The sequence below is a fragment of the Hymenobacter sp. 5317J-9 genome, assembly GCF_022921075.1.
Lineage (GTDB): Bacteria > Bacteroidota > Bacteroidia > Cytophagales > Hymenobacteraceae > Hymenobacter.
The window spans coordinates 1,484,018-1,510,711 of the sequence record NZ_CP095050.1 but is presented as its reverse complement, the minus strand read 5'-3'; the positions used below and the strand labels follow the sequence as shown (position 1 = coordinate 1,510,711).

The following is a 26,694-nucleotide window of genomic DNA, read 5'->3' as shown; positions in this document are numbered from 1 at the left end:
CTATTCAAACAAGGACTTTTTGTATTCCAGCGGCGGCTTGATGTTGGCTTTGCGCTGCTCGAAATACGCCGCCACTTCGTTTACCGACTTGGCATTAAACGTCATTTCTTTGGTCAATAGCCCTTTGCGACCCATGAGCACGCCGTAGCGCATGTCTTCGTAGCCGTTGGTGTGGTGGGCGTCGGGGTTGATGCTGAGCTGCACGCCTTGGTCCAGGGCGTAGCGCACCCAGCGCCAGTCGAGGTCGAGGCGCCAGGGGTTGGCGTTGATTTCGATGATGACCTGGTGCTTGGCGCAGGCGTCGATGACAGCTTTGTAGTCGATGGGGTAGCCCTGGCGGCGCAGCAGCAGGCGGCCCGTGGGATGGCCCAGCATGGTGGTGTAGGGGTTTTCGATGGCGCGCAGCAGGCGGTCGGTGGCCTTGCGCTCGTCCATTTTCAGGTTGGAGTGCACCGAGGCCACGATGAAATCGAACGAGGCCAGCACGTCGTTGGAGTAGTCAAGCGAGCCGTCGCCGAGAATATCGCTCTCAATGCCCTTGAAAATGCGGAATGGGGCCAGCTCGGCGTTCAGCTTGTCTATTTCCTGGTGCTGCTGGCGCACCCGCTCCGGGCCGAGGCCGTTGGCGTAGTGCGCGGCCTGGCTGTGGTCGCAGATGCCGAGGTACTCATAGCCGTGGTCGCGCAGCCAGGTGGCCATTTCGCGCAGGCTGTGGTTGCCGTCGGAGTAGGTGCTGTGGTTGTGCAAGGAACCGCGCAGGTCGCCGTCTTCGAGCAGGCGGGGCAGCTTTTTCTCGGCGGCGAGGGCGATTTCGCCCAGTCCTTCGCGCAGCTCGGGCACGATGAATTGCAGGCCGGCTTTCTCGTACAGGGCTTCTTCCTGCTGAAATTTCTCGCGCCGCGCCCACTGACGCAGGCTGGCGGGGGCGCCGCCGGCCCCCTGCACGCCGGGCAGCGTTTCGTCGAGGTGCTCATCGGCGGCCGAGTTCAGGAATACCTCGGTGGCAAACGCTTCAGGCGCCACCACTAGTACTTCTACCTGCACCCCCGACTCAGTAGCCCGGCCGCGCCAGGCGAAAGGGCCGGAGCGGCGCGGGTCGGCGGTGAGGCCGTTCAGCGAATTCAGCAGCTCGTGGGCCTTTTGCGGCTCGGTAGTGGCAGCTACCAGGCGCACGGTTTCCACGATTTCGAGGCGGCGGCGCAGCTCGCCGGCTTCGGCTACCTGCTCGGTTTTCAAGGCATCGCGCAAGCGCTGGGTGAGGTCGGCAGCCAGCTGCTCGGCCTGGGGGTAGAGCACCTTGCCCCGGCTCTGGCCGGCAAACTCCAGGGCTTCCAGAATGGACTCCTGGGTTTTCTTGCCAAAGCCTTTGAGCTTGCTCACCTGGTCAGTTTCGGCAGCCTCGCGCAGCTGGTCAATGGTTTCGATGCCTAGCTCCCGCCATAGGCTGCGAATTTTCTTCGGGCCGATGCCTTTGATTTTGAGCATCTCCACCACGCCGGGCGGGGTGATGTCAAGCAGGCGCTGCAGGTCCGAAAACGTGCCCGTGTCGAGCAGCTCGGCCACTTTGGCGGCGGCGGTTTTGCTTAGGCCGGTGCGGTCGGGCAGGCCCGAGCGCTCCACTTCGGCCACCGGGAAGCTCAGCGCGTCGAGGGCATTGGCGGTGCCTTCGATGGCGCGGATTTTAAAGGGGTTTTCGTCGTGCAGCTCCATCAGCTGGGCAGCCAGCTGGAAAGCGCGGGTCAGGGCGCGGTTATCCACGGGGAAGTAGTTGTTGGGAGAACGAATGTAGCGTACCCGGGTGCTTACGCGGAAAGCCTCGGCCCCGGCCAGCCGGGCCGTTTCTGCGTAGGCACCTGAGACGCCTTACCTTGGCGCGCTCACCTTTTTTGCCCGGCTCATGCTTTTTCGCCCATTCCTGCGGCTGTTGCCGCTGTCGCTGCTGTTGCTGGCGGCCACCTGCCAGCAGCGCAAGCCCGTCATCGTATCCTCGCCCGCTTCCATGAAACAGCTCGAAGGCACTTGGCTCAGCTCGCGCGAGGAAGACCGGGGCGACACGCTCGTGTACCGCCCCAACACGTATAAATTTCCGCCTTCGCGGGGCCGCACGGGCTTCAAGTTCGAATCGTTCGGCCGGTTTGAGCAGTTCGACATCGCGCCCACCGACGGCCTGGCCGGCCACCCCGGCAGTTGGGTCCTCGAGGGCGACAACAGGGTCCGCATTCACCTCACCGAGGGTCAGGAACCCGACTATACCTTGGAAGTGGTGTCGGTTGGCAATAAAGTACTGAAGGTGCGACGCGTGGCCAATTCGAAGCCCTGAGCCACGGAGCCACGGGCTCAGCCCGTCTGGGCGTATGCCTTCATTCGGCGATTCCTTCCCGGGAATGAGCGGCGCTTCGGCCGGAAGTTCACGGCGCGTTCATGTGGGCCAAACTCCTTTGCGGAAGCGCGGCACAGTCGTTGCCAAGGGGCCAACCGTGGCCGGGGCCGCCCGTAAGAACCTTACGGCGGCAGCTGGCTGTTCTTCAAGCCTCATTCCCTTATTTCTTCTCCTATGTCATTCCGCACGTTCCACCGCACGCTGCCGGCCTTCACGTTGGGCCTGGTCCTGAGCATCAGCCCGGCTTTTGCCCAAAAAACCACCCTGAAGGCCAAAAACGACAAGCTGAAGGCCAAAACCACGGCCGCCGACGGCACCGTGAGCAAAACCAAAGCCACGGGCCTGGCGGTGGCCCCGCAACCCACCTCGCCGGTGGCCTCGGCGCCGCAGGCCGTGCAGGCGGCTTCTGCGCCGGCACCTGCCGCCAGCCTGGAAGCCGCTGGCTGGCTGGCCGACCTGGGCGCCGCCCAGGCCCAGGCCAATGCAACCAACCGGCCCATCCTGGCCGTTTTTTCGGGTTCCGACTGGTGCAAGCCCTGCATCATGTACGAGCAGGAAGTGTTTGCCAAGCCCGAGTTCGCGGCCTACGCCAAAGACAAGCTGGTGCTGGCCCACTTCGACTTCCCGCGCCAGAAGCGCAACCAGCCCAGCGCCGCCCAGCTCAAGCTCAACGAAGCGGCCGCAGCCCAGCTCAACCGCGAGGGCGAGTTTCCGCTGGCCGTGGTGATTTCACCCGAGGGTAAGGTGTTGGCCAAAACCGGCTACATCGCCGGCGGCCCCACGGCCTTCGAGGCGTACTTGAAGAAGGTGGTGCCCACGCTATAAGGGCGCGGGCTTTCCTCCGCTCGCTGTTCGCTCCATTTTATTTATTCGTGCCGCCACGGGCGGGGACAAGCCCCGCACCCTACCCCATGCGAACACCATCGGGCCTGTTTCTTTTCTGCTTCTGGAGTCTTTTGCTGCTGAGCGCCGGGCCCGGCCGCGCCCAGACGGCGCCGCCGCGCCACACGTTTACGCGTAGCGCCCACCTCATGGGCTCGCATTTCACCTTCACGGTGGTGGCCGAGAACGACTCGGCCGGGCAGCGGGCCCTACGGGCTGGCCTGCTTGAAGTGCGGCGCATCGACCGGCTCATGTCGTTCTGGGATTCGACGTCGGAAGTGGTGCGCATCAACCGCATGGCGGGCATCAAGCCCGTGGCGGTGTCTCAGGAAACATTTGACCTGATAAACCGCACGCTGCGCTTGTCCCAGCTCAGCGACGGCGCCTTCGACATCACCTTCGCCAGCGCCGACAAGCTGTATAAGTTTGACCGACAGGCGCACGCCAGCCTGCCCGACTCGGCTACGGTGCGGGCTTCGGTGCGGCGCATCGGCTGGCAGAAAATCAAGCTCGACGCCGCGCAGCATACGGTTTTCCTGCCCGAAAAAGGCATGCGCATCAACTTGGCGGGCATTCTGCAGGGCTATGGCCTGCGCCGCGCCAAGCAGGTGCTCGATAAAATGGGCATCAAAGGCGGGCTTATGAACGGCTCGGGCGACATCTACTGCTGGGGCCGGCAGGCCGACGGCTCGCTCTGGCGCGTGGCCATCGGTGACCCCGACCACCCGCGCAGCGTGGCCGCCTGGATTGACGTGACCGACGTGGCCGTGGTGACGGCCGGCAACTACGAGCAGTATTTCACGGTGGGCGGGCAGGTGTACGGGCACATCATCAACCCGCACACCGGCTACCCGTCGGTGGGCCTGCGTTCGGTCACCATTATTTGCCCCGACGTGGAATTGGCCGATGGATTGGACGAAGTCGTCTTCGTGAAAGGCCCAACCGCCGGTTTGGCGTTCATCAACGGACTCAAAAACGTGGACTGCACGTTGATAACCGACGACAACCGCACGCTGGTTTCCAAAGGCATGCAGCTCAATTATTATCACGGCAGCACCGCCACCCGTCCCTGATTTATCGTATTGCCTGTTGTGAAAAACTCCTTGCTCCTCTCCCGCCCGCGCCTGGCCTTGGCCCTGGTGCTGTTTCCGCTGGGCGCGGCGCTGCCCAGCTGCGTGTCGGTGGCGGCTTACCAGAAAGTGTACCTCAACGACGAGGACATGAAGCTGGCCAGCAAAACCGTGGAAACCCCGGAAACCAATTTCGAGAGCTACCGCGAAGGCGCCGGTGGCGCCAACGGCGGCAAAGTAGGCGGCGGCTGCGGCTGCAATTAGCCGCTGATAATTTTTATCTTGTGAAGCACCTCCTCACTCTTCTGGCCTTGGCCACACTGGCTACTCCGGCCCTGGCGCAAACCAACCCCGGCACCACCCAAAACCCCAACCGCATCGACGGCTACGGGGCGCCGGTGAGCCCATCGGTGCCCACCAACCGGGCCACCGACGAGACGACCATCGACATCATTGGCGGCTATTACCAGCAGGACGGCAGCCACGGCGCCGTGGAAGGTGGGCGCGGCACCCAGCAGCTCACCGACGTGCCGCCCGCCATCATCGTGAACGTGCCGCTGGATACCGTGAGCCGCCTCACGGCCAACGTGGGCGCCGACTTCTACGCCTCGGCCTCGACCGACCGCATCGACTTTGCGCTGAGCACGCCGTCGAGCCACGACGTGCGCTACCACGGCGACTTTGGCTACTCCCGCGAGCACAAGTACACCGGCACCATCTGGGGCGTGGGCGCAGGCGTTTCGAAGGAGTACGACTACTTCTCCACTAACGTGGCCGCCTCTTTCGCCAAAACCTCGCGCGACGGCAACCGCCAACTGAGCCTGGCCGGCCAGGTGTTTTTTGACCGCGTGACGCTGATTATGCCACTGGAGCTGCGCAAAGGCTATTCGCCAGGCTCCACCACCGGCAAGGGCGACTACGGCTCCGACCAGCGCCAGACCTACAACCTCACCGCCACCTATTCGCAGGTGCTCACCAAGCGGCTGCAAGCGGCCGTGAGCACCGAGCTGGTGTCGCAAAACGGCCTGCTGAGCACGCCCTTTCACCGGGTGTATTTCCGCGACAACCCCGTGGCCAATACGGCGCCCACGCTGGGCGGCGACTTCTCTACGCGCTTTCCTACGGCGGCCCGGGTCGAAAACCTGCCCCGTTCCCGTTTCAAGTACCCCGTGAGCCTGCGGCTGAACTACTACGCCACCGACCTGGTGCAGGTGCGCGGCTTCTACCGCTTCTACAACGACAATTTCGGCATTCGGGCCCACACGTTTGAAGTGGAATTGCCGGTGAAGGTGACGCAGTTTTTTGCCGTTTACCCCTTCTACCGCTACCACACCCAGACGGCAGCTACCTACTTTGCGCCCTTCGCGCAGCACTCCGTCAGCGACGAGTTTTACACGTCGGATTATGACCTGGCGGCGTTTTCGGCCAACAAAATCGGCCTGGGGCTGCGTTACTCGCCGGTGTACGGCATCACGCGCTTCCGCGTGCCGGGCCAGGATGCGCAGGGCCGGCCCCACGTCATGCGCCTCAAGTCGTTCGACCTGCGCTACGCCAACTACCAGCAAACCGGCACCAGCATCTACAGCCCCGCCGACCGGCCCGACCTCAAGGCCAACATCGTGAGCTTCGACTTGGGCTTTGCGCTGTGATGATGGGCAAATGAGTAAGTGGGGAAATGTGTAAAATGGGTCCAGCCTGAATCAAGGAACCGAAGCTTTTCTTTGTGCTTTGGCAGCTAATTCAGGTGCCCGCCTTACTCATTCACTCCGTTACTCACTTACCATTTGAAACACTGGCTCGTTAAATCCGAACCCGAAGCGTATTCCTGGAACACCTTTCTGGCCGAAGATGGCACCGCTTGGACCGGCGTGCGCAACTACCAGGCCCGCAACAACCTCAACCTGATGCAGCCCGGCGACCTGGTGCTGTTTTACCACAGCGTGAGTGAAAAGGCTGTGGTGGGCGTGGCCGAAGTGGCCGCCCCCGCCGCCCCCGATGCCACCGCCGAAGCCGGCTCGCCGTGGGTGGCCGTGCACCTGCGGCCCGTGCGGCCCCTCGCCCGGCCCGTGAGCCTGGCCCAGCTCAAGGCCGATGCGCGGTTGAGCGAGCTGGCCCTGCTGCGGCAGTCGCGCCTGTCGGTGCTGCCTGTGCGCCCCGAAGAATTTGATGTGGTGCTGGCGCTGAGCGCGAAATAAAACGCCCCGCGAGGGCACAAAACCGGCCCGGTTGGGCGTAACTTTAGCCAGGCAGCTGCTCCTTGAGGCAGCGCTTCCAGCTGCTTTTTCTGAGCGCACGGGCATGACACTCCGCTATATTTTTCTGCTGATTTGGGGCTGGGCGCTGGCGGCCGCTCCCCCCGCGCTGGCCCAGAAGCGCGGGCAGGCCCCGCCGCCCAATGCCCCGCGCCAAACGGCCCGCACTGAGCTGCCGCTCGAACCCAGCGACAGCGAGGTGCACGTGCAGGCCGTGCCCGCCGACAGCACGGTGGTGCTGCTGGTGGGCCGCGAAAAGCTGCTGTCCAACAAGACCAAGTTTTCCTTTCAGCAGTACGACAGCACCCTGCGCCTGCGCCAGGAAACCCCTTTGGACGTGCCCACCGAGTTCGACTTCACGCGCATGTGTGCTGAGGGCACCACGGTATACGCGCTGTTTACTTCGCATAGCAACACCGGTCGGCTGTGGGCCGCCGCCTACAGCGGGCGCCTGGGCGAAGTGCGCACCCAGCAGTTCGATACCAAGCTAAGCCGCGAAGTGGTGGAGCTCAAGGCCCTCGACAGCCGCCTGTTTGCCACGGTGCTGCTCAACGACCAGCAGCACGTGACGGCGCTGCTGCTCGACGTGGCCACGGGCCAGATGCAGTACCTGCCTTCGGTGTATGAGCAGCTGCCCACCCAGCTCACCTTCGTGGCCGATGCCGCCACCCGCCGCGCCGAGTACGTGCTGAGCCAGACCAACGGCCGCAAAAGCCGCCTGCTGCTCAAGCAGCTCACCGACCGCGGCCAGCTGGTGAAGTCCGAGTTTGTGCAGGCCGAGAGCGAGCGCAGCCTGCTCACGGCCCAGGTAACGCCTCCGCAGGACACCAGCGCGCGCCTGCTCATGGGCACCTACTCGCTGCGCGGCCTCGACTACGCCCAGGGCCTGTTTGCCACCGACCTGACCCCGGCCACGCCCGGCGCCAAGGCCCCGCTGCGCTTCTACGATTTCCTGCACCTGAAGCACTTTTTCGATTACCTCAAGCCCTCGCGACAGGCCCGCCTGCGGGCCCGCACCGCGCGCCGCCTGGCCCGGTCCAGCGCGCCCACGCGCTGGCACTACCGCCTGCTGCTGCACGAGCTCATGCCCCAGCCCGACGGCGGCTACGTGCTGGTAGCCGAGGTGTACTACCCCCACTACCGTTACAACAGCTACGGCAGCTACTCCGGGCCCTTCAACAACCTGGGCAACCAGTTCGGCACGTCGCCCTTTGCCGGCTCGCGCATCTTCGACGGCTACCAGACCACGCACGCCGTGGTGTGCGGCTTCGACCGCTCCGGCGCCCTGCTCTGGGACAACACTTTCGTAGTAGAAAACCTGCGCCGGGCCGAACTCGAAGAGGCCGTGCGCCTGCAAACCCTGCCCGACGGCCGCCTCGTGCTGGCCTACCTCGACGAGGAGAAGCTGCGCTACAAGGTAATAAACCGCGCCGACGACGCGCCCAACGATAGCCAGGTCGAAATCCAGACCGGCAGCGACGGCACCACGCCCGCCCAGGAGCGCACCGCCGACACCTCGCAGGCCGATCTGCTGCCGTGGTTTGGCAGCCGGTTTGTGGCCACCGGCTACCAGAAAGTGCGCGTAGAGCACGGCCGCGACCGGGAAGTATTTTTTCTTAACTCGGTAGCGTTTTAGGCTTTTTAGGTTTTAACCGGCCCTCCATGAACGTCATGCTGAGCTGGTCGAAGCATCTCTACCGCGGTAGTAATTATTTACTTATCCGGTAGAGATGCTTCGACCAGCTCAGCATGACGTTCTTTTTTTTGTGGTTTCCGTTATTCCCACAGCATTCTTCTTCACCCCAACGCTCCTGTATGATTACCAAGCTCCGTCTCTCCGCTCTTCTTCTCATTCTGCTGCTGGCCGGCTGCCGGGCCGGCGGGCCGGGCACCCCGGCCCGCACCGTGGCCTCGTTCTTCTCGAAATACGAAGGCCGCGAGGGCTTTAAAACCACCGAATGGTCGGCCGACCTGCTGCAGCGCTTGGCCCTGGTGAAAGCCGCCAAGCTGCTCGGCGGCTCCGACCTCACCAACGCCATCACCGGCATTCGCTCGGCCAAAGTCATCAGCTTCGCGCCCACCACTACTTCGGCCAAAGAGCTAGCCGCCGAAGGCCTGCGCGGCGAGGCCGCCGGCATCCTGCAAAACAACAAGTACGACCCGCTTTCCACGGCCGGCTTTGGGGGCAGCAACTACGCCATTTCCACGCGCGGCTCCGGCAACAGCGTGTCGGAGTTTGCCGCGCTGGGCACCCTGCCCGACGTGGCCGATTCTTTCGTGCTGGTGTCGGTGCAGGGCAACTTCACCAAGTCGCAGGTGGAGGCGCTGGGCAAGTACCTGCCCCAGATTGTGCAAGCCACGGGTAAATAATTTGCTGATTTTTTAATGTGCTCATGTGCTGTTACGTTGTTCAGCACTCCACAAAAAAGGCCAATTCCTGCACGGAACTGGCCTTTTGTTTTTATCGTGGCTTCTGCCCTACGCTACTTAACGCAGCACATCAGCACATTAAAAAAATCAGCAAATCAACCACGCGCCATTAGGTCTTCAATGGTGTCGGCTTGCAGCGGAATGTCGGCCATCAGGTCCTCGTTGCCAGAGGCGGTGATGAGGATATCATTCTCCAGACGGATGCCCAGGCCCTCTTCCGGGATGTAAATGCCGGGCTCTACCGTGTACACCATGCCGGGCTCGAAAGTGCGGTACTTATAACCCACGTCGTGCACGTCGAGGCCCAGGTAGTGGCTGGTGCCGTGCATGAAATACTTCTTGTAAAGCGGCGCGGCGGGGTCCTGGTTTTTCACGTCGGAGGCGTTCAGCAGGTCAAGCTTGATGAGTTCCTGCTCCATGCACTCGCCCACCTGCTTGTGGTATTCCTCAATCTCGTTGCCGGCCACGAGGCGGGTTTTGGCGAAGGCCATCACGGCCAGCACCGACTCGTATACCTGCCGCTGGCGCGTGGTAAACTTACCATTCACCGGGATGCTGCGCGAGAGGTCGGCGGCGTAGTTGGCGTACTCGGCACCGAAGTCGAGCAGAATCACGTCGCCGTCCTGGCACTGGTTGTCGTTGGTGGTGTAATGCAGCACGTTGGCGTTTTTGCCGCTGGCCACAATGCTGCCGTAGGCCGGCCCGCGGCTGCGGTTGCGCATGAACTCGTGCACGATTTCGGCTTCAATCTCGAACTCCCACACGCCCGGCTTCACAAAGCCCAACAGCCGGCGGAAGGCCTTGCCCGTGATGTCGCAGGCCTGACGCATCACCCGGATTTCCTCGGGGCTCTTGATGGCGCGCAGCTGGTGCAGCAGGCGCGAAGCCCGGCGGTAGGTGTGCAGCGGGTACTGGCTTTGCAGCATTTTCACGAAGCGGGCGTCGCGCGTTTCCACCTCCACCACGGCCCGAATGTGCTCGTTGGAGTTGAGGTACACGTTTTCGGCCTCGTTCATCAGGGCCGGCAGCACCGACTTGAAGCTGTCGAGCCACATAATGGTGCGGATGCCCGAGTTCTGGCGTGCCTCGTCCTTGGTCAGCTTGTAGCCTTCCCAGATGAGGATGTGCTCCGACGTTTCCTTCAGGAACAGGATTTCGCGGTGCTGCGGCAGGCGCGCATCCGGAAAAATGACGAGGATGCTTTCCTCTTGGTCGACGCCGCTGAGGTAGAACAGGTCGTTGTTTTGCCGGAAAGCCATGGTGCCGTCGGCGTTGGTCGGCATGATGTCGTTGGACTGGAAAATGGCCAGCGAGGCCGGCGGCAGCAGCTCGCGGAAGCGGCGGCGGTTTTCCACAAAAAGCTCGGGAGCAAGGGGAGCGTAGCGCATGGGACGGGTTGGTTGGAATGGGAGCCGCAAGTTAGGGCCGCCAGGATAGAGCCTTGGCTTGTGGCCCCGGCAGGCACAAAAAAAGCCCTTGCCTGCGCAGGCAAGGGCTTTTCTGAAAACCAAGCCGATTCTACATCTTGGCCTTGGTCGTTTTCACGGTCGTTTTGTTGGCTTTGTAGCGCATATCGGGCGTGCCGTCGGCCTTCATGGGGCCGGTGGTTTTGGTCATCTTGTTTTCCTTGTAGCGCATGTCGGCGGTGCCGTCGGCCTTCAGGCGGGTGCTGCTCGACGTGGACGAGGTTTTGGTCATGCCCGAGGGCGTGGTCATGGTGCTCGACTTGCTCATCGTGCCCGAGCTCTTTGTCATGGTGCTCGATTTCGACATGCCCGCCGGGTTCTGCATCGTGCTCGATTTCGTGGTCACTTTCGTGGCGGGCTGCGTCGTCTTCGTCGTCGTCATTTTCGTCGAGCTGCTGCTCGACATGGTGGCCGGCGGAGTCTGGGCCGGCATGGTGGTTTGGGCCACGGCGGCCGTGCCGCCCAACAGGCTCAGGGAAACGAGGAAACCAAGGATGCGTTTCATGTTGAAAGAGAAAAAAAGGGTGAGAAATGATTGAGCCTCCTACGCGACTCGGCGTCCCATAGTTGGCTGAAAGCGTTGCCATTTTCAGGCCCCCAAGGAGCAGGTTGGGCCAGCGGTTGGCGGCGTCATTAAACCCCGGGGCGCCCTGGCCCTCCAACCCGCACTGTTCCACAACTTATTCCCCCTGCATTCATGAAAAAGACCTTGTTTTCCCTCGCAGCCGCCCTCGGGCTGCTTGCCGCTTCCCACGCCGCCTCGGCCCAAACCACACCCGGCATCACCGCCCGCCAGCGCAACGAGCGCGCCCGCATTCGCAACGGCGTGGCCAGCGGCGACCTCACCCGCGCCGAGGCCGCCCGCCTCAAAGCCCGCGAAGCCGACATTCGCCAAGACAAGCAAGCGGCCAAGGCCGACGGGGTGGTGACGCGCGACGAGCGCCAGGACATCCGCCGCGACGAGCACAAAGCCAGCCGGGCCATTCATCGCCAGCGGCACGACGCTCAGGTGCGTCGGTAGTTAATTCCGCCACGCCACCGGTTTTGTAATCATTGCAAAATCAACCGTTAATCCCTGCATCTTTTCAGATGCAGGGATTTTTTATACCTATGCCATTGAAATATTTTGCGTAAATATTTACCGATTGCTACATTCGCCTTCACTCCAGCCGTCGCATCATCCTATTGGCAGGCTCCTCGCGGCACGGCGCGGTTTCACCTCAATCTTCTCTCCGATGAAAAAACAACTACTCTCCCTTCTTCTAAGCGGTTTTTTCCTCTTCGCTTGCGGTGCCGCGCAGGCCGCTACGGCCCGCGCCAAGGCGACGCCCGACAGTCCCACCGAGGTGCAGCGCAAAGCCGCTGTGCGCGCCCAAAAAGCCGCCGCCCGTGAGCAAGCCACCGCGACGAAGCAGGTTTCCAAGATGAAAAAGCTTTCGGTGAAGTCGCACCGCCTAGGCAACAAGCTCGAACACCTGATGCTGGTGGTGCTGGGCATGGAGGAAAGCAAAACCGTGACCTCGCCCCGCCAACTCAAGCGCCAGCTGCACTCGCACCAGAAACAGATGAAGATGCGCGCCAAGCTGAGCGCCCGCGCCCGCCGCAGCCACACCCACGACTAACCCTTTTCGCCAAAACACCCCAACAAAAAAGCCCCTTGCCAACACGGCAAGGGGCTTTTCCTATGAATGGGCAACGGGAATTAGGCCGTTACCTGGGCTTCGAGTTTCTGGGCAAGCACGTGCTTGGGCACGGCGCCCACTTGCTTGTCGACAATCTGACCGTTCTTGAACACCAGCAGCGTGGGGATGCTGCGGATGCCAAACTTCATCGACGTCTGGGGGTTGGCGTCGACATCGACTTTGCCAACTACCACTTTGCCTTCGTATTCGCCGGCCAGCTCCTCTACCACGGGGCCTACCATGCGGCAGGGGCCGCACCACTCGGCCCAGAAGTCTACCAGAACCGGCTTGTCGCCGCCAATGATTTCGTCGAAGTTGGCGTCGGTTATTTCAATTGCTTTGTGTCCCATTTCAATTTGGGTTGGGGTTAATGATGCTCTGGCGGTACGGCCAAAGGGGCCGCAAGGTAGCAGATATTGGATGCTTAACATGTCTAACGGGGGAAAGTTCAGCCCGGTTGATTTCCCGCCTCAGTCATGAGCGCGAATGGACCCGATACCTCGGCGAAGCGAGGGTTTGACCAAGCCAATGGCCAGGGGGTAGCATTATCCAGGGGGTAGCATTATACTGATGCACCTGTGCAGATTACGGTTCGTTTTTTGCTATGTAGCAATTCCACAATTTTCTTACATCCCCCCTTCCTATGCCATACCACTACGCTTGGTTTCGTTTGTTGCTACTGCTGCTACTTGGCAGCTCTGCCGCCTGGGCCCAACGCCCCCCCACCACCATGGTATACGACTCATTGGGACGCCCCCGGCGGCTCAATCACCAGCTTTCGGTGACATTTGACCGGTCCGTCATCAATCTGGCGGCCGTGGGTAACCCCTTGGGCAACGAAGGGCCGCTTACCGCCTTCCTCACGCCTGCAGCAGTTAATGCGCTGCAAGCGCACTTCAGCTTTGATGTTTCCAGTATCTACGCCGCGAAGATGTACAATAGGGCAACGCCAACCGATACATTATTTTTTACCGGCTCACCATTGTTTGGTCCCGATTGGTGCGTGTTGAGATTGTACATGCCGGCCGGCACCGACGATTACGCCAGTTTCGAGGCATTTGCGCAGCAGCCCCTGACGCTGGTAAAAGGCGTGGGCTTCATCATTTCCGCGGTGCCCACCAGCAGCTCGGCCACGCCGTTTCTCATGGCTTCCGGCAATGCTTCCCTGCTCACCTACCCGCAGCCGGCGCAAAACGTCCTCACTTTTGCGCTGCCTGCCCCCCTGCCGGCCACGGCCGAAATCACCATTCTCACGGCCGCGGGCAAAGTGGTGCGCACCGAAAAATACCAGGTCTACCAACACGGCGAGTTGACCCCGCTGCAAACCGACCTTTCTGCGCTGCCGGCAGGCCAGTACTTTTATCGCGTCGTCACCCCTAAAGCCACTTACCAGGGCCGGCTTGAAAAACAAGACTGAATTATTCCCTAGAAAAGAAAAGGGATGCTCCCGGTAAGAGCGGCCCTTTTCTTTTCTAGAGATGCTTGCTAAATCAGGGTGCAAACCTCCATTTCCATCTCGTGCATCTTCTCAATGAAGGTTTTGGGCTCAATCTGAAACTTGCGCGAGAACATGTCCACGGCCAAGTGCTCGTGCGGCTCCACGAACTGAATTTCCAGGCGTTTGGAGCCCGGCGCGTGGTCGATGGCGTCTTGCAGGCGGTCGAGCATGGGGCCGGTCACGGTGCGCAGGTCCAGCTTCACGCGCACGCCCTTGCTGCGTTTTTCGGCCACGTCGGCCAGCGGCTCCATGGTCAGGATGCGCAGGTCCCACTGGTCCTGGGTGTGGCGGCGCAGCTCCTGCTTGAGGCGCACGTACATGGGCGGCACCTGCTCGTTGGGGTAGTTGCGGGGGTTGATGAGCGGGGCAAACTTGGTGTAGTCGTCGCGGAACAAGGCCGGGTTGATGCTCGTCTCGTAGTCTTCCAGAGTGAAGGTGCAGAACGGCTGGCCGGTCTTCGTGGTCTTGAACAACACGTTATTAATCAGGCCCGCAACCGCAATTTCCTTGTTCTTGATTTCGTCCACCTTGTCGAGGCCGCAGGTGCAGTAGGCGTCCAGCTCCAGCTTGTAGCTGTCCAGCGGATGGCCTGAGAGGTAGAAGCCCACCACCTCTTTTTCGCGGCGCAGCTGCTCGGTTTTGCTCCAGGGCTCCATCTCGTGCATCTTGGGCAGCGGCGCGGCCACAGCGCCAAAAGCACCGGCCCCGAAAAGGCTGTGCTGCGCCGACTCCTTGGCGGCGGCGTGCTGCTGGCCCAGCTTCATGGCCTTCTCGATGAGGTTCTGGTCGCCTGCCGGAGCGTCCAGGTAGAGGCGGCGGTGCTTATCAAAGCCATCGAAGGCCCCGGCCTGGGCCAGGCTTTCGAAGGTTTTCTTGTTCACGGTGCGCAGGTTCACGCGCTTGGCAAAGTCGAAAATGTCGGAGTACGGGCCGTTTTTTTCGCGCTCCTGCACCATGCTTTCCACTGCGAGTTCGCCCGCGCCCTTCACGGCGCCCATGCCGAAGCGGATGGCGCCTTCCTGGTTCACGTTGAATTTCAAGAGGGATTCGTTCACGTCGGGCCCCAGCACGGGCACGCCCTGCTTGCGGGCTTCCTCGATGAAGAAGGTCACCTTTTTGATGTCGCCCATGTTGTTGGTGAGCACGGCAGCCATGTACTCGGCCGGGTAGTTGGCCTTTAGGTAACCCGTTTGGTACGCCACCACCGAGTAGGCGGCCGAGTGCGAGCGGTTGAAGCCGTACTCGGCGAACTTCTCCATCACGTCGAAGACTTCGTTGGCCTTCTTCGCCGGGATGCCGTGGATGTTCTTGGCGCCTTCAATGAATTTCTCGCGCTCCAGGGCCATCTTTTTCATGTCCTTCTTGCCCATGGCGCGGCGCAGCAAGTCGGCACCGCCCAGCGAGTAGCCGGCCAGAATCTGAGCCGTCTGCATGATTTGCTCCTGGTACACCATGATGCCCTGGCTGTATTCCAGAATGGGCTTCAGCAGGTCGTGCGGGTACTCCACTTCCTCGCGGCCGTGCTTGCGGCTGATGAAGTTCGGAATGAACTGCATCGGACCCGGCCGGTACAGGGCGTTCATGGCAATCAAGTCCTCGATGTTGGTTGGCTTCAAGTCCTTGAGGTACTGGCGCATGCCCTCCGATTCAAACTGGAACGTGCCGATGGTATCGCCGCGCTGGTAGAGGGCATACGTCTTCTCGTCATCGAGCGGAATCTCGTCGATGTCGATTTTCACGCCGTGGTTGCGCTCAATCAGGTTCAGAGCATCCACGATGATGGTCAGGGTCTTGAGCCCCAGAAAGTCCATCTTCAGCATGCCGGCGCTCTCAATCACCTTGCCGTCGAACTGCGTCACGAGCAGGTCGGAGTCCTTCGAGGTCGAAACCGGGATGTACTTCGTGATGTCGTCGGGCGCGATGATGACGCCGGCCGCGTGGATGCCGGTGTTGCGCACCGAGCCTTCCAGGCGCTCGGCCAGGCGCAGAATCTGGCCCTTGAGGTTGTCGGGCGATTCGTCGCGCCGAATCATGTCGAGTTCCTGGTTTTCGGCGAAGGCGCCGGCCAGGGTGGTGCCGGGCTTGTCGGGCACCATTTTGGTGAGGTCGTTGGTCTGCGGCAGGGGCAGCTCCATGGCCCGGGCCACGTCCTTGATGCTGGACTTGGCGGCCATGGTGCCGAAGGTGATAATCTGGGCCACCTGCGTTTTGCCGTACTTGTCCACCACGTAGTCGATGACTTTCTGACGATTCACGTCGTCAAAGTCGATGTCGATATCGGGCATCGACACGCGCTCGGGGTTCAGAAAACGCTCGAACAGCAGCGAGTACTTGATGGGGTCGATGTTGGTGATGCCCACGCAATAGGCCACGGCCGAGCCGGCGGCCGAGCCGCGGCCCGGGCCCACGGCCACGCCCATGCTCCGGCCCTTGTTGATGAAGTCCTGCGTGATGAGGAAGTAACCGGCAAACCCCATCGTTTTGATGATGCGCAGCTCGTATTCCAGGCGCTCCTCCACTTCAGGAGTGCGCTCGGAGTAGCGCGGGGGTTTGGTCATCGTCACGGTGCCATTGCCGGCGCCGGGCCCGAAGGCGCCCACGTAGGTCAGCTCGCGCAGGAAGTCGTCGGCGTTGGCGAAGCCGGCGGGCAGCGGGAAGTTCGGCAACAGGATGTCGCGCGCCAGCTTGGGCGGCGTGATTTTATCGACGATTTCGTTGGTGTTGTCCAGACTTTCGGGCACGTCGTGGAAGAGCGCCGCCATCTCGGCCTGGGTCTTGAAGTAGAACTGGTCGTTGGCGAAGCCGAAGCGGGTGTGGGGCTTGGGTTTCTGCAGCTCCTCGTCGATGCGGCGCAGCTGGCGCTGGGCTTTTTCGTCGCGGGCGTGGTCACGGCGCAGGTTGTCGAGCAGGTCGTATTTCACCTCGCCCTTGCCCGTCATCAGGGTGTAGTAGTTGGTGCGGATGTCGCCGACCGGGATGCTGTGCTCTTCGCCGGTGTTCACGCACAGCAGCAGGTCGTGGGCGGCGTAGTCGGTCTGGTCGACGTAGTGCGAGTCGTTGGTGCAGATGACCTTGACGTTGTACTTCCGGGCAAAGCCCAGCAGCACCTGGTTCACGTCTTCCTGGCTTTTGCCGGTGCCATCGAAGTTCATCAGCCCGTGACGCTGAATTTCGATGTAGAAATCCCCACCAAACAAGTCAAGCCACCACTTCAGCTTCTCCTCCGCTTCCGCCTCCGTACCGAACAGGATGGTTTGCGGAATCTCGGCGCCGATGCAGCAAGAAGTCGCAATCAGTCCCTCGTGGTACTTCACCAACAGTTCCTTGTCGATGCGCGGAAACTTGGAGTACTGCCCCTCGATGAAGCTCAGCGAGCACAGCTTGGCCAGGTTGTGGTAGCCGGCCTGGTCCTTGGCCAGCAGCAACTGATGGTAGCGGTTGTCCTTCTCCCCTTTCTCGCGGCTGAACGTCTTTTTGAACCGGTCCTCCACCATGTAGAACTCGCAGCCCACAATAGGCTTCACGTTGTACTTGTTGGCCTCGGCCACAAAGTTAAAGGCCCCGAACATGTTGCCGTGGTCGGTGAGGGCCACGGCGGGCATCTCGTCCTTCTGCGCCTTCTTCATCAGGGCCGAAATGCTGGCCTGGCCGTCGAGCAGGGAATATTGCGTGTGCGAGTGGAGGTGCGAGAACGTGGGCATTTTTTATTTTGGTTAACAACCGTTCGAATCATTTAAATCCGGCCGGTTATGCAAACGGCTTTTGGTAAAGTTACCGCCATCCGTAGGCAGGCTCAAACTTTTGCTATAATGAAAAAGGCCTTATTATTGCGTATCGCAAATCGCGATACGCAATAAAACTAGTTAACATGGCGGAACATAAAGGCATGCGTCCTCAGGACGTAGTGGTCCTATTGAAGCTCGTCAGCCTAGACCATACCCCGGACAAATCTTCGCTGGGCATGCATCAGGTTTCTTTGGCAGCTTCGCTGGGCATGAGCCAGTCGGAGGTGTCGGCGTCTCTGCGCCGCAGCCGCGTTGCGCGTTTGGTGGCCCAAGGCAAGTCGCAGGTGCATCCGCAGGCCCTGCTGGAGTTCTTGTGCTACGGCTTACGCTACGTGTTTCCTGCGGAGCCCGGACCGATACACCGGGGCATGCCCACGGCGCACTCGGCGCCACCGCTTAAGCAACTGATTCGCAGCCAGGACGTGTACGTGTGGCCCAGTCCGGACGGAGAGGTCCGGGGCGAAACCATCACGCCGCTGTATCCTTCGGTGCCTGCAGCGGCTCGGCAAGACGCCATTTTATATTCTTTGCTGGCGCTGGTTGATGCCCTTCGCGTGGGCCGCGCCCGGGAAATTGCGCTGGCCCAAGACTGGCTAAAGAAATACCTACTACATGGCAGAACTACATAACACCGCCGCTTTGCAAGCCGTTGCCCACGGCTTAGGCGATATGCTCCCCGAAGTGGTATTTGTGGGCGGCGCCACCATTGGGCTATACGCTAGCCGGCCCGCCGCCCCCATCTCCAGGCCCACCGATGATGTCGATTGCATCATCGAGTTGGCATCTTACGGGGCATTTGCCGCCATGGAAGAGCGGCTACGAGCTCGTGGGTTTCGCCACGATACGGAGAGCGGCGTCCAAATTCGTTGGGAATACCAAGGCGTGCCCGTCGACATGATGCCCACGGAGGCAACTGTGTTGGGCTTTAGCAACCCGTGGTATCCGCCCGGCATGGCCACGGCCCAACCCTACCTCTTGCCCGACGGTACGACCATCAAGATTCTGCATCCGGCCTACTTGCTGGCCACGAAGTTCTGCGCCCGGCAGAGCCGAGCCACGGACCTGCGCCTAAGCCACGATTGGGAGGACATTGTATATGTATGCGAGGAAAGGGCTTCACTTGTCGAGGAGGTAGCTTCGGCGGCGGCTGATGTCCGAACATATATTTCGGACCAATGCGCCGAAGTGTTGAGGCAGGCCAACAAGGAGGAATTGGTCGAGGCGGTGATGAGCCGAGATGCCACGGTTGATTCGCTGCTGACCACTCTGCACCAACTGGTAGCTTTAGGAAGCGAACAGCTCAATGCCTGATGGGGGCCTGTACGGTGGGCACAATTGACTACCTAGCAACCTCAGGCGCTATTCGCAACACCTCTCCTATTTTGGCTGATGTGTCAGTATCGGCTTTGCCGTTCCACGTTTGCAGGTCGGCCACCGTGACTTTGTAGAGGCGGGCAATGCTGTACAATGTTTCGCCTTTGGCCACGGTGTGCTGGGTGGCGGAGGCAGTGGCTGGGGGTGCCGTGGCTGCCGCTTTGGGCACATACAGCGCCGGATTGGCACCCGCAGCCGCCGGACGGGCCACAGGAGCCGGCCGTGGCGCGGGCGCCGTAGCGGCTGGCGCAACGGCGGCAGCTTGGGCAGCTTCCGCCTTCAGCACCAGCACCTGCCCAATGACCAGCCCGGAGGCGGGCGTGAGGTTGTTGAGGGCCATGAGGGTGGCGGGCGGAATGTTGTAGCGCCGGGCCACCGAGTATACTGATTCGTGCGCTTCGACCCGGTGTGTGGCCGGCTGGGCAGCGGGGGCTTCTGCCGGCACCACGGGCACCACGGGCCTGGGAGCAGGCGCCACCGCTTTGGGGGCTGGTGCTACGGGAGTGGGAGCCAGCACTGCAGCGGGCCGGGGGGCCGGCTTGTACTCCACGGCCGGGCGCGATGCCACCGGCTCGGCCGCAACTGGGGCCGGGTCAGGCTGCACCGGCGGCTCGTCGGCCAGCGGCTCCGAAACCGGCGCGGGGGCGGGCTTGGGCAGGGGCACGTACTGCGGGGCCGGGGCAGCGGGCCGCACCGGCGCGGGGGCTGCCACCACCGCCACTTCCGGCGAAGGAGCAGGGGCAGCGGGCGTGGCCGTGGCGGCAGCCGTCGACAGGGTTTCGCCCCAGCCGTCGGCATCCTCGGTCACCACGCGCTTGGTTTTGACTTTGCCGTCTTCGGTCTTGATTTTGGTTTTGATTTTCACCTGGCCGCTCTCGGTGGCCACGCCGCGGCGCTCGGCCACGGGGGCGTTGGCCTGGTCCAGCAATACGTCGGTGTTGTTGTCGGCCGCGGCGGCACCGGCGCTGGGCCGCTCCAGAGCCACGGCTTCGGTCAGGCTGCGGTACTCCACGGCGGTCTCGCGGGGGCGGGTGTGCTGCAGCCACAGCAGGCGGCCGGGGCGCAGCTCCTCGTTGCGGGCCATGCGGTTTTTATTCAAAATGGCTTTCTGGCGCATGCCGTACTTCTGGGCCACGTCGAAAATGCGCTCGCCGGGCTGCAGCACGTGGTATTCCACGGGGCCCACATCGCGCTTGCGCTGCAGGAAATACGGGCGGCCAGCCACGGCCACGTCGAAAGCTTTCAGCTCGTTGTCGCGCAGGAATTCGCCCTGGCGGCGGTGGCCGCGGCGGGCCAGGTCGGCGGTGGTTTCGCCGGGCAGGGCAATGAGGGCACGCAGCTTATTGAGGCGCACTTCGGCCGTGTTGTTGCCCACGGCGGGCATGGCCAGCAGCTCGCCGTTGGTTTGCAGGCGCTGGTTGGCCACGATGCCGGCGGCCTGGGTCACGTCGCCCACGGGCACCACCAGTGAGTAAGGACGGTCGGCGGGCACGGCGGCGGCCAGCAGCCAGCGGTTGTGGCTGGCCAGGGCGGCGGGGTCGGCGTGCAGGGCCAAGGCCTGGGCTTCCAGCGTTTGGCCGGCCACGGCGGGGAACTCCTGCAAGCGCAGGGCCGGCGTGGGGTTCAAACCACAGAACGGCTCGAACGCTACCTTGTGGGCCAGAAACATCAGCACGTAGGGCGAAGTGGCTTCGGTAATGGCCATTTCGGTGGCGTCGAAATCCGACGGCAGGGTGTAGGGCTGCACGCCGCTCGGGCCGGTGTAGTAGCTAAGCAGGGCGTTGAGCCAGTTGTGCAGCGGCTTGTTGTTCTGGCTGAGGTAGCGCGCGGCGGCGCGGGTGCTGGCCACCAAGTGCTTGCGCTGGTCCACGTCGTCGTTCACCACCAGGCCCAGCCCGGTGGCGGTTTCGCGCTTGAGCTGCCAGTAACCCACGGCCTCGTGCGCGCTTTGCGCATCGCCGATGAGGGCGCTTTCCTGCAGCACCAGGTAGCGGAAATCGAGCGGCACGCCTTCCTCCCGCAGCACCCGGTCGATGATGGGAAAGGCGGCGTCGGCCTGGTTCACGCGGGCCTGAAACGAGGGCTGGTGCCGGCTCAGGCCGTCGGCCTTTTGCTGCACCAGGCGCCTGGCTTCCTCATTCAATACCAGGTGCAAGCCGGCCACATCAAAGGCAGCGGGCACGCTGGGGCGGGCGGCCGGCGTAGTGGGCTGGGCCGCCAACCGGCCCGATAAAAACACGCTCAGCAAGAGCAGCAAGGCAACGGAATTTCGCATAAGCTACGCAGGCGGGAAGCGGCCACCGCGGCCCCTTCCCGCCCGGAAGCTGCAAAGAACCTGAATTTTGGGCAATTCGGCCGCCAGAGCCGGGCCCGCTGGCCAACCTACGGCCGGCCGCCACCCGGAAATCCGCCGCCCCCGCCCGGCTGGCCGCCCCATCGGGCCGGCCGAAGCCACGGCCCTGACGCGGACCGTCGGCCGGCTCGGTGGGCGCTACCACGTTGCCGCTGCGGATGTTGTAGGTGAACATCAGCATGAAATAGCGCTGCAGAATGGTGGTTTGCACGTCTTCGTAATACGCCTCGCTCACGTTGCGCTGGATGGCGCGGTTCTGGCCCAGCAGGTCGAAGGCGTAGATTTTGATTTCGCCGCGCTGCCCGGGGAAGAGCTTCTTGCCCAGGCTGGCGTTCCACAGCGCGTAGGGCTGGTTGTAGCCCGACGACAAGCCCGCGTAGTACTGGTGCACGAGGTCGGTTTGGAAGTTGATACCGGGGCCCACAATCCAACCCAGGCGCACCCGCGTCACCTGGGTGAAGTAGCTGGTGTTGAGGCGCGACTGCAGCGTGTTGCGCACATAGTTTTTGTTCGACGTGGTCGAGGCCGTGAAATCCAGGTTGGGGCTGATGTTGGAGCTCAGCGTGAGGCCGGCGCCGAACGAAGGCGAGCGGGCGTAGTTCAGGCCGCCGTTCACCAGGCCGGGCCGTTGCGTGAAGTTGGCGTTGGCGCTCAGGTTCACGTTGGTTTTGATGGGCTTGATGGGCCGGCCGTAGCTCACCAACGAGCGCACCGAGTATTCCTGGCTCAGGTTCACGGGCTGGGTGAGCTGGCCGCCGGCGGGCAGCCGGATGGCGTCGGCGCCGTCGGGTGTCACGGTGGTTTCGCGCGCGGCCACGGTGGTGCGGTTGGCAATGGGGTTCTGGGTGTAGGAGCCGTTCAGCAGAGCAAAAAAGTTACTCGACACCTCGGGGTTCGAGGCCGAATAGCGGAAGTTGACCGAGTGCTGGTATTCCTGGCGCAGCGTGGGGTTGCCGATGGTGAGCTGCAGCGGGTTGGAGTTGTTCACCACGGCCTGCAGCTGGCTCACGCTGGGCGCACTGGTGTTGGTGCGGTAGTTGAAGCGCAGGTTTTTCTGCCGCGTGAAGCGGTAGTTGAGGTTGGCATTGGGCAGCACGTTCACGAAGTAGTAGCGCCCAATGCTGGGCCGCGGGTACTGCGCGTCGCTGTACAGTTCCGAATACTGCCCCGCCACGCCCAGGCTGCCCTGGAATTTCTGCGTGTTGTGGCGGAAGCTCAGGCCGCCCGACTGCGTGAAGTAATAGTTGTCAAACACGTTGCTCAGCGACTCGTTCAGCTCGGGCGTGTCGCCGTTCACCAGGTTGTAGGTGTACTTGTTCGAGTTGTTGGGCGCGTAGTTGATGGTATAGTTGCCCTGCAGCTGGTCTTGCCGGCTCAAGGCCTCGGTCAGGGCCAGGTTGGCGGTGATGTTGCCGCCGTTCTGCTGCAGCGTGTTGGTCTGGTTGAGGTTGTTGAGGGCCGAGCCCGTGTCGTCGGTTTTCAGCGTGGCGCCACCGTTGCGCTGGTTGTAGCTGCCCCCAATGCTGAGGCTGGCCGTGCGCCCGGCCTTCGGAAAGCGGTGCCGAAAGAGCACGTCGCCACCCGTGTTCAGGCCCTTATTGTTAGAATTGTAGAGGCTGTTGATGCGGCTCTGCTCCTCGCCGGCCACGCGCGTCACGCCGTCTACCACGCTATTAGCGTCGTTCATCTGGTAGCTGAAGCGCGGCCGAAAAAGGACAGAGTTGGCCGAGTCAATCTTGTGCTCCAGGCGCATGTTGAAGCGCTGGTTGGTGTTCACGCTGTTGGTGTTGGCGTTCTGCGTGAAGGTGGTGTTGGCCTGCTCCGGCAGCACGTACTGGCGCTGGGTCAGGCTCTGGTTGCGGTTGTTGGCCCGGTTGAAGAAATAGCTGGCCGACAGCTCTGTTTTCTTATTCCACGCGTCCGAGTAGTTCAGGCCCGCCGCGTTGGTGGTCGTGATGCCGCCGCTCTGGTTCACCAGGAAGTCGCCGGCGTTGCCGCCGTTGCCGCCGCCGCCGCCGCGCCCGCCGCGGCCTCCGCCGCCGGTGTTGGAGTTGCCCACCACTCCCAGCAGGTCTTCGGTGCCGAAGTTCTGCTCGTTCACGTTGTTGCTCTGGGCCAGCACGGCCACGCGGCGGTCGCCTTTGAAGTTGTTGACGTTGCCGCTGGCTTTATAGTGGTCGGGCCCCGCGCCGGCCAGCACCCGCCCAAACGTGCCGTTGCGGAATTCCACCTTGGTCACGATGTTGATGGTCTTGGTGGTGTTGCCGTCATCGAAGCCCGAAAAGCGGCTCTGCTCGCTGCGCTGGTCAAACACTTCCACCTTGTCCACCATTTCGGCGGGCAGGTTTTTCAGCACGGCGTCGGGGTCGTTGCCGAAGAAGGGCTTGCCGTCCACCAGCACCTGCTGCACGTTTTCGCCCTGTGCCTGAATCTTGCCGTCGGCCCCGCGGGCCACGCCGGGCATCTTCTCCAGCAGGTCGCCGGTGGTGGCGTCGGGGTTGGTTTTGAAAGCGCGGGCGTTATACTGGGTCGTGTCGCCCTTCTGCACGCTTTGGGCGGCGGCGCCGGTCACCACCACGCCCTTGAGCTGCACGCCGCCGGTTTGCAGGGCCAGCGTGCCCAGCGCCACGGGCTGGCTGGCCACGGTCACGGGCTGACTCAGCTTGGCAAAGCCCACAAACGAGGCGTCGAGAATGTAGCGACCGGGCACCACGTTATCGAACTGAAATTTCCCCTCGGCATCGGCCGCGGTGCCGGTTTTCACCGAGTCAGGCAGCCGAATCAGCAGCACGTTGGCCCCGATGAGCGGCGACTGGTCCTTGCCATCGGTCACGCGGCCGCTCACCGTGGTGGGCGCCTGCGCGCGGGCCGCGCCCAAGCCAAGAAGCAGGGAAATAAACAGGGTAAAGTGCCGCATGTAAAACGAGGATAAAGCGCTGGAAACTGGTCAGACGCAGTTCTTGCGGCTAAGGTTAGAAACAGACAAACAATCGATTGTGTCAACTGCTACCTTTTGCGCAGCAGCAGCAGCCCGTCGCGCAGGGGCAGAAACACCGGCTCCACCCGCGCATCCCGGGCCATCTTGTCGTTGAACGCCCGCACCAGTGGCGTGTCTTTGTCGCCCGTTCGCACCTCGTGTGCGGGCAGCACCTTGCCGCTCCACAGCACGTTGTCGACGATGAGCAAGCCGCCGGGCCGCACGTGGTCAATGACGGCTTCAAAATACGCGTCGTTGTTGCGCTTGTCGGCGTCAATAAAGACCAAATCCCACACTTCATCGACCAAGCCGGGCAAAACATCGAGCGCCGCCCCCATGTGCAACCGCACCCGCTCCGTGAGGCCTGCCGCCGCCACGTAGCGCCGAATGCGCGCCTCCCGCTCGGGGTCGACTTCAATGGTGTGCAGCAGCCCGTTAGCGGCCAGCCCTTCGGCCAGGCACAGTGTGGCGTACCCGCAAAACGTGCCGATTTCAAGAATGCGCTGCGGCCGGGCCAGGTGGCTGAGCATGCTCAGAAACCGGCCCTGCAGGTGCCCGCTGCTCATGCGCGGCAGCATGGTTTGCAGGTGGGTTTCGCGGGTGAGCTGGGCCAGCAGCGGCGGCTCGGGGGCCGTGTGGAGCGCGGCGTAAATGTCGGTGGAGGCGTCAGTCATGGACGTTGAACGAGGTAGAAACGCAATATTTTGCGTCTCGTCGTTGCACGATGACGCTTACACAATTCGAACGGCGCGGCCTGGGGCGTTCAACGACGAGACGCAACATATTGCGTCTCTACCCCCCTATCAAGGGCCGCAGCCGAAAAACATACACCCGAAAGCCGGACTTGCCCGGCCCATACGTGGAGCCCACCACTTGGTACAGGCCTTCGTATCGATACACTTCGAGCGCGTCATCTTCGGCGGGTACTTTGCGCAGCACTCGCACCGGCAGGCCGGTTTCGATGCTCCTCAGCAAGGCCAGAATGCCGGTGGTGGGCACCTGGTCCATGATTTGGCGGCCGGTTTTGGGGTCGCGCCCGCCGTTGCCGGAGTACAGAATTTCGTCCTCGCCGAAGTCGTCTTCCTCGTACTGGCCGGCCAGCACGATGCTTTCGGCGCCCAGCTGCTGGGTGCCGCACACGCCGGTTCGGCGCGGCCGGTGCACCCGGCTCAGCGACAGGTCAATACGGTTGCGAAAGGTATCGCCGGGCCGGTAGCTGCCCACGTGCCCGTACACCGGCTGGCTCATTTCCCTTCGGGCACGTACTGCAGCACGCTCAGGTGCTCCTCGGTCAGCACTTCGTTGGCCATGTCGCGCAGCTCGGCAGCCGAAACGCGCTCGATTTTCTCGAAGATTTCGCTCAGCGGCTCCACGCGGCCCAGGTCGAGAGTGCTTTTGCCGAGCAGCTGCATCAGGCCGCTGTTGCTTTCCTCGCTCATGGCCAGCTGGCCCATGAGCTGGTGCTTAGCAATGTGCAGCTGATTGGTGGTGAGTGGCTTCTCGCGCAGCAGCTTCAGCTCCTTCTGCACCAGGCCCAACGTACGTACCAGCTGCTTGCCCTCGGTACCGAAGTAGATGCCGAACAGGCCCGTGTCGGTGTAGGGCGAGTAAGTGCTGTCGATGGTGTACACCAAGCCGTACTTCTCGCGCACCGCCAAGTTGAGGCGCGAGTTCATGCCGGGCCCGCCCAGGATGTTGTTCAGCATGAAGAACGGGATGCGGCGCGGGTCGTTGAGCGAATACGCCGGCCCGCCCACCAGGCAGTGGGCCTGCGAGATGGGCCGCGGCTCCACCTGGCTTTTGCGCTCGTAGGTGCCCACCGGGCGGCGCACCCGCGGCCCCAGCCGGGCCGGCAGCGGGGCCAGAAACTTATCAGCCAGCCGCTTTACGGCCTCAAACGACAGGTTGCTCACCGAGCTAAACACCAGCCGGTCGGTGCGCATTTGCTCATTGAGAAAGGCGTGAAAATCGGCCGTCTGGAAGCGGCTCACGCTTTCGCGCGTACCCAGAATGTTGACACCCAGCGGATGGTCGCCGAAGATAACCGTGTCGAAATCGTCGACAATGGCGTCTTCCGGCGCGTCCTGGTACATGCTCATTTCCTCCAGAATCACGCCCCGCTCCTTTTCCACCTCGCGGCCCGGAAACACGGAATTAAACGTCAAATCGGTGAGCAGCTCAAACGCGCGCTCGAAGTGCGTGCTGAGCAGCGCGGCGTAAAAGCAGATTTTCTCTTTGGTGGTGTAGGCGTTCAGCTCGCCGCCCACGGTTTCGAGGCGGTTGAGGATGTGAAAGGACTTGCGCTTCTCGGTGCCCTTGAACGCCATGTGCTCCCAGAAGTGGGCCAGCCCCTGCTGGTGCGGCGCCTCATCGCGCGAGCCAATGTCGAGCAAAAAGCCGCAGTGCGCTATTTTGGTATGCGGTACCTGCTTGTGTAAGAGGCGGATGCCGTTAGGATATTCGTGAATGTGATAATCAAGCATAAGGAATACAAAGGTAGGGCACACCGTTTGTCATCCTGAGTGCAACGAAGGACCTTCTCACG

Annotated in this window: 23 protein-coding genes; 13 read left to right on the top strand and 10 right to left on the bottom strand. The window is 62.3% G+C overall.

Annotation, left to right across the window (positions count from 1 at the left end; translation table 11 throughout):
* Window positions 1-1,758 carry a DNA polymerase/3'-5' exonuclease PolX gene (polX, locus tag MUN81_RS06265; RefSeq protein WP_245115988.1) on the bottom strand — a complete coding sequence of 586 codons (1,758 nt, stop codon included), beginning with the start codon at window positions 1,756-1,758 and terminating at the stop codon, window positions 1-3.
* Between the two features lie 139 nt (window positions 1,759-1,897).
* Here polX and MUN81_RS06260 point away from each other — a divergent pair, with 139 nt between their 5' ends.
* The 8 genes from MUN81_RS06260 (at window position 1,898) to MUN81_RS06225 (ending at window position 8,954) form a co-directional block, all read left to right on the top strand.
* Window positions 1,898-2,320: a hypothetical protein gene (locus tag MUN81_RS06260; protein WP_245115986.1), complete on the top strand. Its 423-nt coding sequence runs from the start codon at window positions 1,898-1,900 to the stop codon at window positions 2,318-2,320.
* 234 nt (window positions 2,321-2,554) lie between these two features.
* Complete coding sequence (locus MUN81_RS06255) at window positions 2,555-3,205, top strand: thioredoxin family protein (RefSeq protein WP_245115984.1); 651 nt, start codon at window positions 2,555-2,557, stop codon at window positions 3,203-3,205.
* Window positions 3,206-3,291: 86 nt separating this feature from the next.
* Window positions 3,292-4,335, top strand: coding sequence for an FAD:protein FMN transferase (locus tag MUN81_RS06250; protein ID WP_245115982.1), 1,044 nt, complete (start codon window positions 3,292-3,294; stop codon window positions 4,333-4,335).
* Between the two features lie 57 nt (window positions 4,336-4,392).
* Window positions 4,393-4,596, top strand: coding sequence for a DUF4266 domain-containing protein (locus tag MUN81_RS06245; protein WP_198979307.1), 204 nt, complete (start codon window positions 4,393-4,395; stop codon window positions 4,594-4,596).
* Window positions 4,597-4,616: 20 nt separating this feature from the next.
* Window positions 4,617-5,981, top strand: a complete 1,365-nt coding sequence (locus MUN81_RS06240) for a DUF3570 domain-containing protein (RefSeq protein ID WP_245115978.1) — start codon at window positions 4,617-4,619, stop codon at window positions 5,979-5,981.
* Between the two features lie 135 nt (window positions 5,982-6,116).
* Window positions 6,117-6,527: an EVE domain-containing protein gene (locus MUN81_RS06235; RefSeq protein ID WP_245115976.1), complete on the top strand. Its 411-nt coding sequence runs from the start codon at window positions 6,117-6,119 to the stop codon at window positions 6,525-6,527.
* Between the two features lie 103 nt (window positions 6,528-6,630).
* Complete coding sequence (locus MUN81_RS06230; protein ID WP_245115974.1) at window positions 6,631-8,220, top strand: hypothetical protein; 1,590 nt, start codon at window positions 6,631-6,633, stop codon at window positions 8,218-8,220.
* A 179-nt stretch (window positions 8,221-8,399) separates the two neighbouring features.
* Complete coding sequence (locus tag MUN81_RS06225) at window positions 8,400-8,954, top strand: DUF4252 domain-containing protein (protein WP_245115972.1); 555 nt, start codon at window positions 8,400-8,402, stop codon at window positions 8,952-8,954.
* Between the two features lie 155 nt (window positions 8,955-9,109).
* On the opposite strand, the gene MUN81_RS06220 is transcribed toward MUN81_RS06225, so the two are convergent.
* Entirely contained in the window at window positions 9,110-10,402 is a 1,293-nt protein-coding gene (locus MUN81_RS06220; protein ID WP_245115970.1) for an aminopeptidase P N-terminal domain-containing protein, read from the bottom strand.
* Window positions 10,403-10,532: 130 nt separating this feature from the next.
* Complete coding sequence (locus MUN81_RS06215) at window positions 10,533-10,985, bottom strand: hypothetical protein (protein ID WP_245115968.1); 453 nt, start codon at window positions 10,983-10,985, stop codon at window positions 10,533-10,535.
* 192 nt (window positions 10,986-11,177) lie between these two features.
* Between MUN81_RS06215 and MUN81_RS06210 the strand changes: the two genes are divergently transcribed.
* A complete protein-coding gene (locus MUN81_RS06210; RefSeq protein ID WP_245115966.1) occupies window positions 11,178-11,501 on the top strand; it encodes a hypothetical protein in 324 nt (107 codons plus the stop codon).
* A 214-nt stretch (window positions 11,502-11,715) separates the two neighbouring features.
* Entirely contained in the window at window positions 11,716-12,102 is a 387-nt protein-coding gene (locus tag MUN81_RS06205; protein WP_245115964.1) for a hypothetical protein, read from the top strand.
* 80 nt (window positions 12,103-12,182) lie between these two features.
* Here the strand turns inward: MUN81_RS06205 and trxA are convergent, their stop codons facing one another.
* Window positions 12,183-12,512 (bottom strand): thioredoxin, encoded by a 330-nt coding sequence (gene trxA, locus MUN81_RS06200; protein ID WP_046244603.1) that lies wholly within the window; start codon window positions 12,510-12,512, stop codon window positions 12,183-12,185.
* Window positions 12,513-13,165: 653 nt separating this feature from the next.
* Between trxA and MUN81_RS06195 the strand changes: the two genes are divergently transcribed.
* Window positions 13,166-13,579: a T9SS type A sorting domain-containing protein gene (locus tag MUN81_RS06195; RefSeq protein WP_245115962.1), complete on the top strand. Its 414-nt coding sequence runs from the start codon at window positions 13,166-13,168 to the stop codon at window positions 13,577-13,579.
* Between the two features lie 68 nt (window positions 13,580-13,647).
* Here the strand turns inward: MUN81_RS06195 and dnaE are convergent, their stop codons facing one another.
* Complete coding sequence (dnaE, locus tag MUN81_RS06190) at window positions 13,648-17,361, bottom strand: DNA polymerase III subunit alpha (protein ID WP_245115960.1); 3,714 nt, start codon at window positions 17,359-17,361, stop codon at window positions 13,648-13,650.
* A gap of 260 nt (window positions 17,362-17,621) precedes the next feature.
* Between dnaE and MUN81_RS06185 the strand changes: the two genes are divergently transcribed.
* Together MUN81_RS06185 and MUN81_RS06180 are read left to right on the top strand one after the other, a co-directional pair.
* Entirely contained in the window at window positions 17,622-18,074 is a 453-nt protein-coding gene (locus MUN81_RS06185) for a hypothetical protein (RefSeq protein WP_245115958.1), read from the top strand.
* Entirely contained in the window at window positions 18,058-18,756 is a 699-nt protein-coding gene (locus tag MUN81_RS06180; RefSeq protein WP_245115956.1) for a nucleotidyl transferase AbiEii/AbiGii toxin family protein, read from the top strand. Before MUN81_RS06185 ends, MUN81_RS06180 begins: the two co-directional genes overlap by 17 nt.
* 28 nt (window positions 18,757-18,784) lie before the next feature.
* Here MUN81_RS06180 and MUN81_RS22675 read toward each other — a convergent pair whose 3' ends face one another.
* The 5 genes from MUN81_RS22675 to MUN81_RS06150 form a co-directional block, all read right to left on the bottom strand.
* Window positions 18,785-21,094, bottom strand: coding sequence for a LysM peptidoglycan-binding domain-containing protein (locus MUN81_RS22675; RefSeq protein ID WP_280638267.1), 2,310 nt, complete (start codon window positions 21,092-21,094; stop codon window positions 18,785-18,787).
* On the bottom strand, window positions 20,985-24,089 hold the full coding sequence (locus tag MUN81_RS06165) for an outer membrane beta-barrel protein (RefSeq protein ID WP_245115954.1): 3,105 nt from the start codon (window positions 24,087-24,089) through the stop codon (window positions 20,985-20,987). Before MUN81_RS06165 ends, MUN81_RS22675 begins: the two co-directional genes overlap by 110 nt.
* An 89-nt stretch (window positions 24,090-24,178) precedes the next feature.
* Complete coding sequence (locus MUN81_RS06160) at window positions 24,179-24,823, bottom strand: O-methyltransferase (RefSeq protein WP_245115952.1); 645 nt, start codon at window positions 24,821-24,823, stop codon at window positions 24,179-24,181.
* 118 nt (window positions 24,824-24,941) lie between these two features.
* Window positions 24,942-25,397, bottom strand: coding sequence for a YDG/SRA domain-containing protein (locus MUN81_RS06155; protein WP_245115950.1), 456 nt, complete (start codon window positions 25,395-25,397; stop codon window positions 24,942-24,944).
* Complete coding sequence (locus MUN81_RS06150; protein WP_245115948.1) at window positions 25,394-26,632, bottom strand: pitrilysin family protein; 1,239 nt, start codon at window positions 26,630-26,632, stop codon at window positions 25,394-25,396. Before MUN81_RS06150 ends, MUN81_RS06155 begins: the two co-directional genes overlap by 4 nt.
* Between the last annotated feature and the right edge of the window lie 62 nt (window positions 26,633-26,694).

Excerpts from the sequence above, each read along its gene's own strand:
- MUN81_RS06260 (WP_245115986.1), top strand. The coding sequence starts at position 1,898 with ATGCTTTTTCGCCCATTCCTGCGGCTGTTGCCGCTGTCGCTGCTGTTG.
- MUN81_RS06255 (WP_245115984.1), top strand. The coding sequence starts at position 2,555 with ATGTCATTCCGCACGTTCCACCGCACGCTGCCGGCCTTCACGTTGGGC.
- MUN81_RS06250 (WP_245115982.1), top strand. The coding sequence starts at position 3,292 with ATGCGAACACCATCGGGCCTGTTTCTTTTCTGCTTCTGGAGTCTTTTG.
- MUN81_RS06230 (WP_245115974.1), top strand. The coding sequence starts at position 6,631 with ATGACACTCCGCTATATTTTTCTGCTGATTTGGGGCTGGGCGCTGGCG.
- MUN81_RS06225 (WP_245115972.1), top strand. The coding sequence starts at position 8,400 with ATGATTACCAAGCTCCGTCTCTCCGCTCTTCTTCTCATTCTGCTGCTG.
- MUN81_RS06220 (WP_245115970.1), bottom strand. The coding sequence starts at position 10,402 with ATGCGCTACGCTCCCCTTGCTCCCGAGCTTTTTGTGGAAAACCGCCGC.
- MUN81_RS06215 (WP_245115968.1), bottom strand. The coding sequence starts at position 10,985 with ATGAAACGCATCCTTGGTTTCCTCGTTTCCCTGAGCCTGTTGGGCGGC.
- MUN81_RS06210 (WP_245115966.1), top strand. The coding sequence starts at position 11,178 with ATGAAAAAGACCTTGTTTTCCCTCGCAGCCGCCCTCGGGCTGCTTGCC.
- MUN81_RS06205 (WP_245115964.1), top strand. The coding sequence starts at position 11,716 with ATGAAAAAACAACTACTCTCCCTTCTTCTAAGCGGTTTTTTCCTCTTC.
- trxA (WP_046244603.1), bottom strand. The coding sequence starts at position 12,512 with ATGGGACACAAAGCAATTGAAATAACCGACGCCAACTTCGACGAAATC.
- dnaE (WP_245115960.1), bottom strand. The coding sequence starts at position 17,361 with ATGCCCACGTTCTCGCACCTCCACTCGCACACGCAATATTCCCTGCTC.
- MUN81_RS06185 (WP_245115958.1), top strand. The coding sequence starts at position 17,622 with ATGCATCAGGTTTCTTTGGCAGCTTCGCTGGGCATGAGCCAGTCGGAG.
- MUN81_RS06180 (WP_245115956.1), top strand. The coding sequence starts at position 18,058 with ATGGCAGAACTACATAACACCGCCGCTTTGCAAGCCGTTGCCCACGGC.
- MUN81_RS22675 (WP_280638267.1), bottom strand. The coding sequence starts at position 21,094 with ATGCGAAATTCCGTTGCCTTGCTGCTCTTGCTGAGCGTGTTTTTATCG.
- MUN81_RS06165 (WP_245115954.1), bottom strand. The coding sequence starts at position 24,089 with ATGCGGCACTTTACCCTGTTTATTTCCCTGCTTCTTGGCTTGGGCGCG.
- MUN81_RS06160 (WP_245115952.1), bottom strand. The coding sequence starts at position 24,823 with ATGACTGACGCCTCCACCGACATTTACGCCGCGCTCCACACGGCCCCC.
- MUN81_RS06155 (WP_245115950.1), bottom strand. The coding sequence starts at position 25,397 with ATGAGCCAGCCGGTGTACGGGCACGTGGGCAGCTACCGGCCCGGCGAT.
- MUN81_RS06150 (WP_245115948.1), bottom strand. The coding sequence starts at position 26,632 with ATGCTTGATTATCACATTCACGAATATCCTAACGGCATCCGCCTCTTA.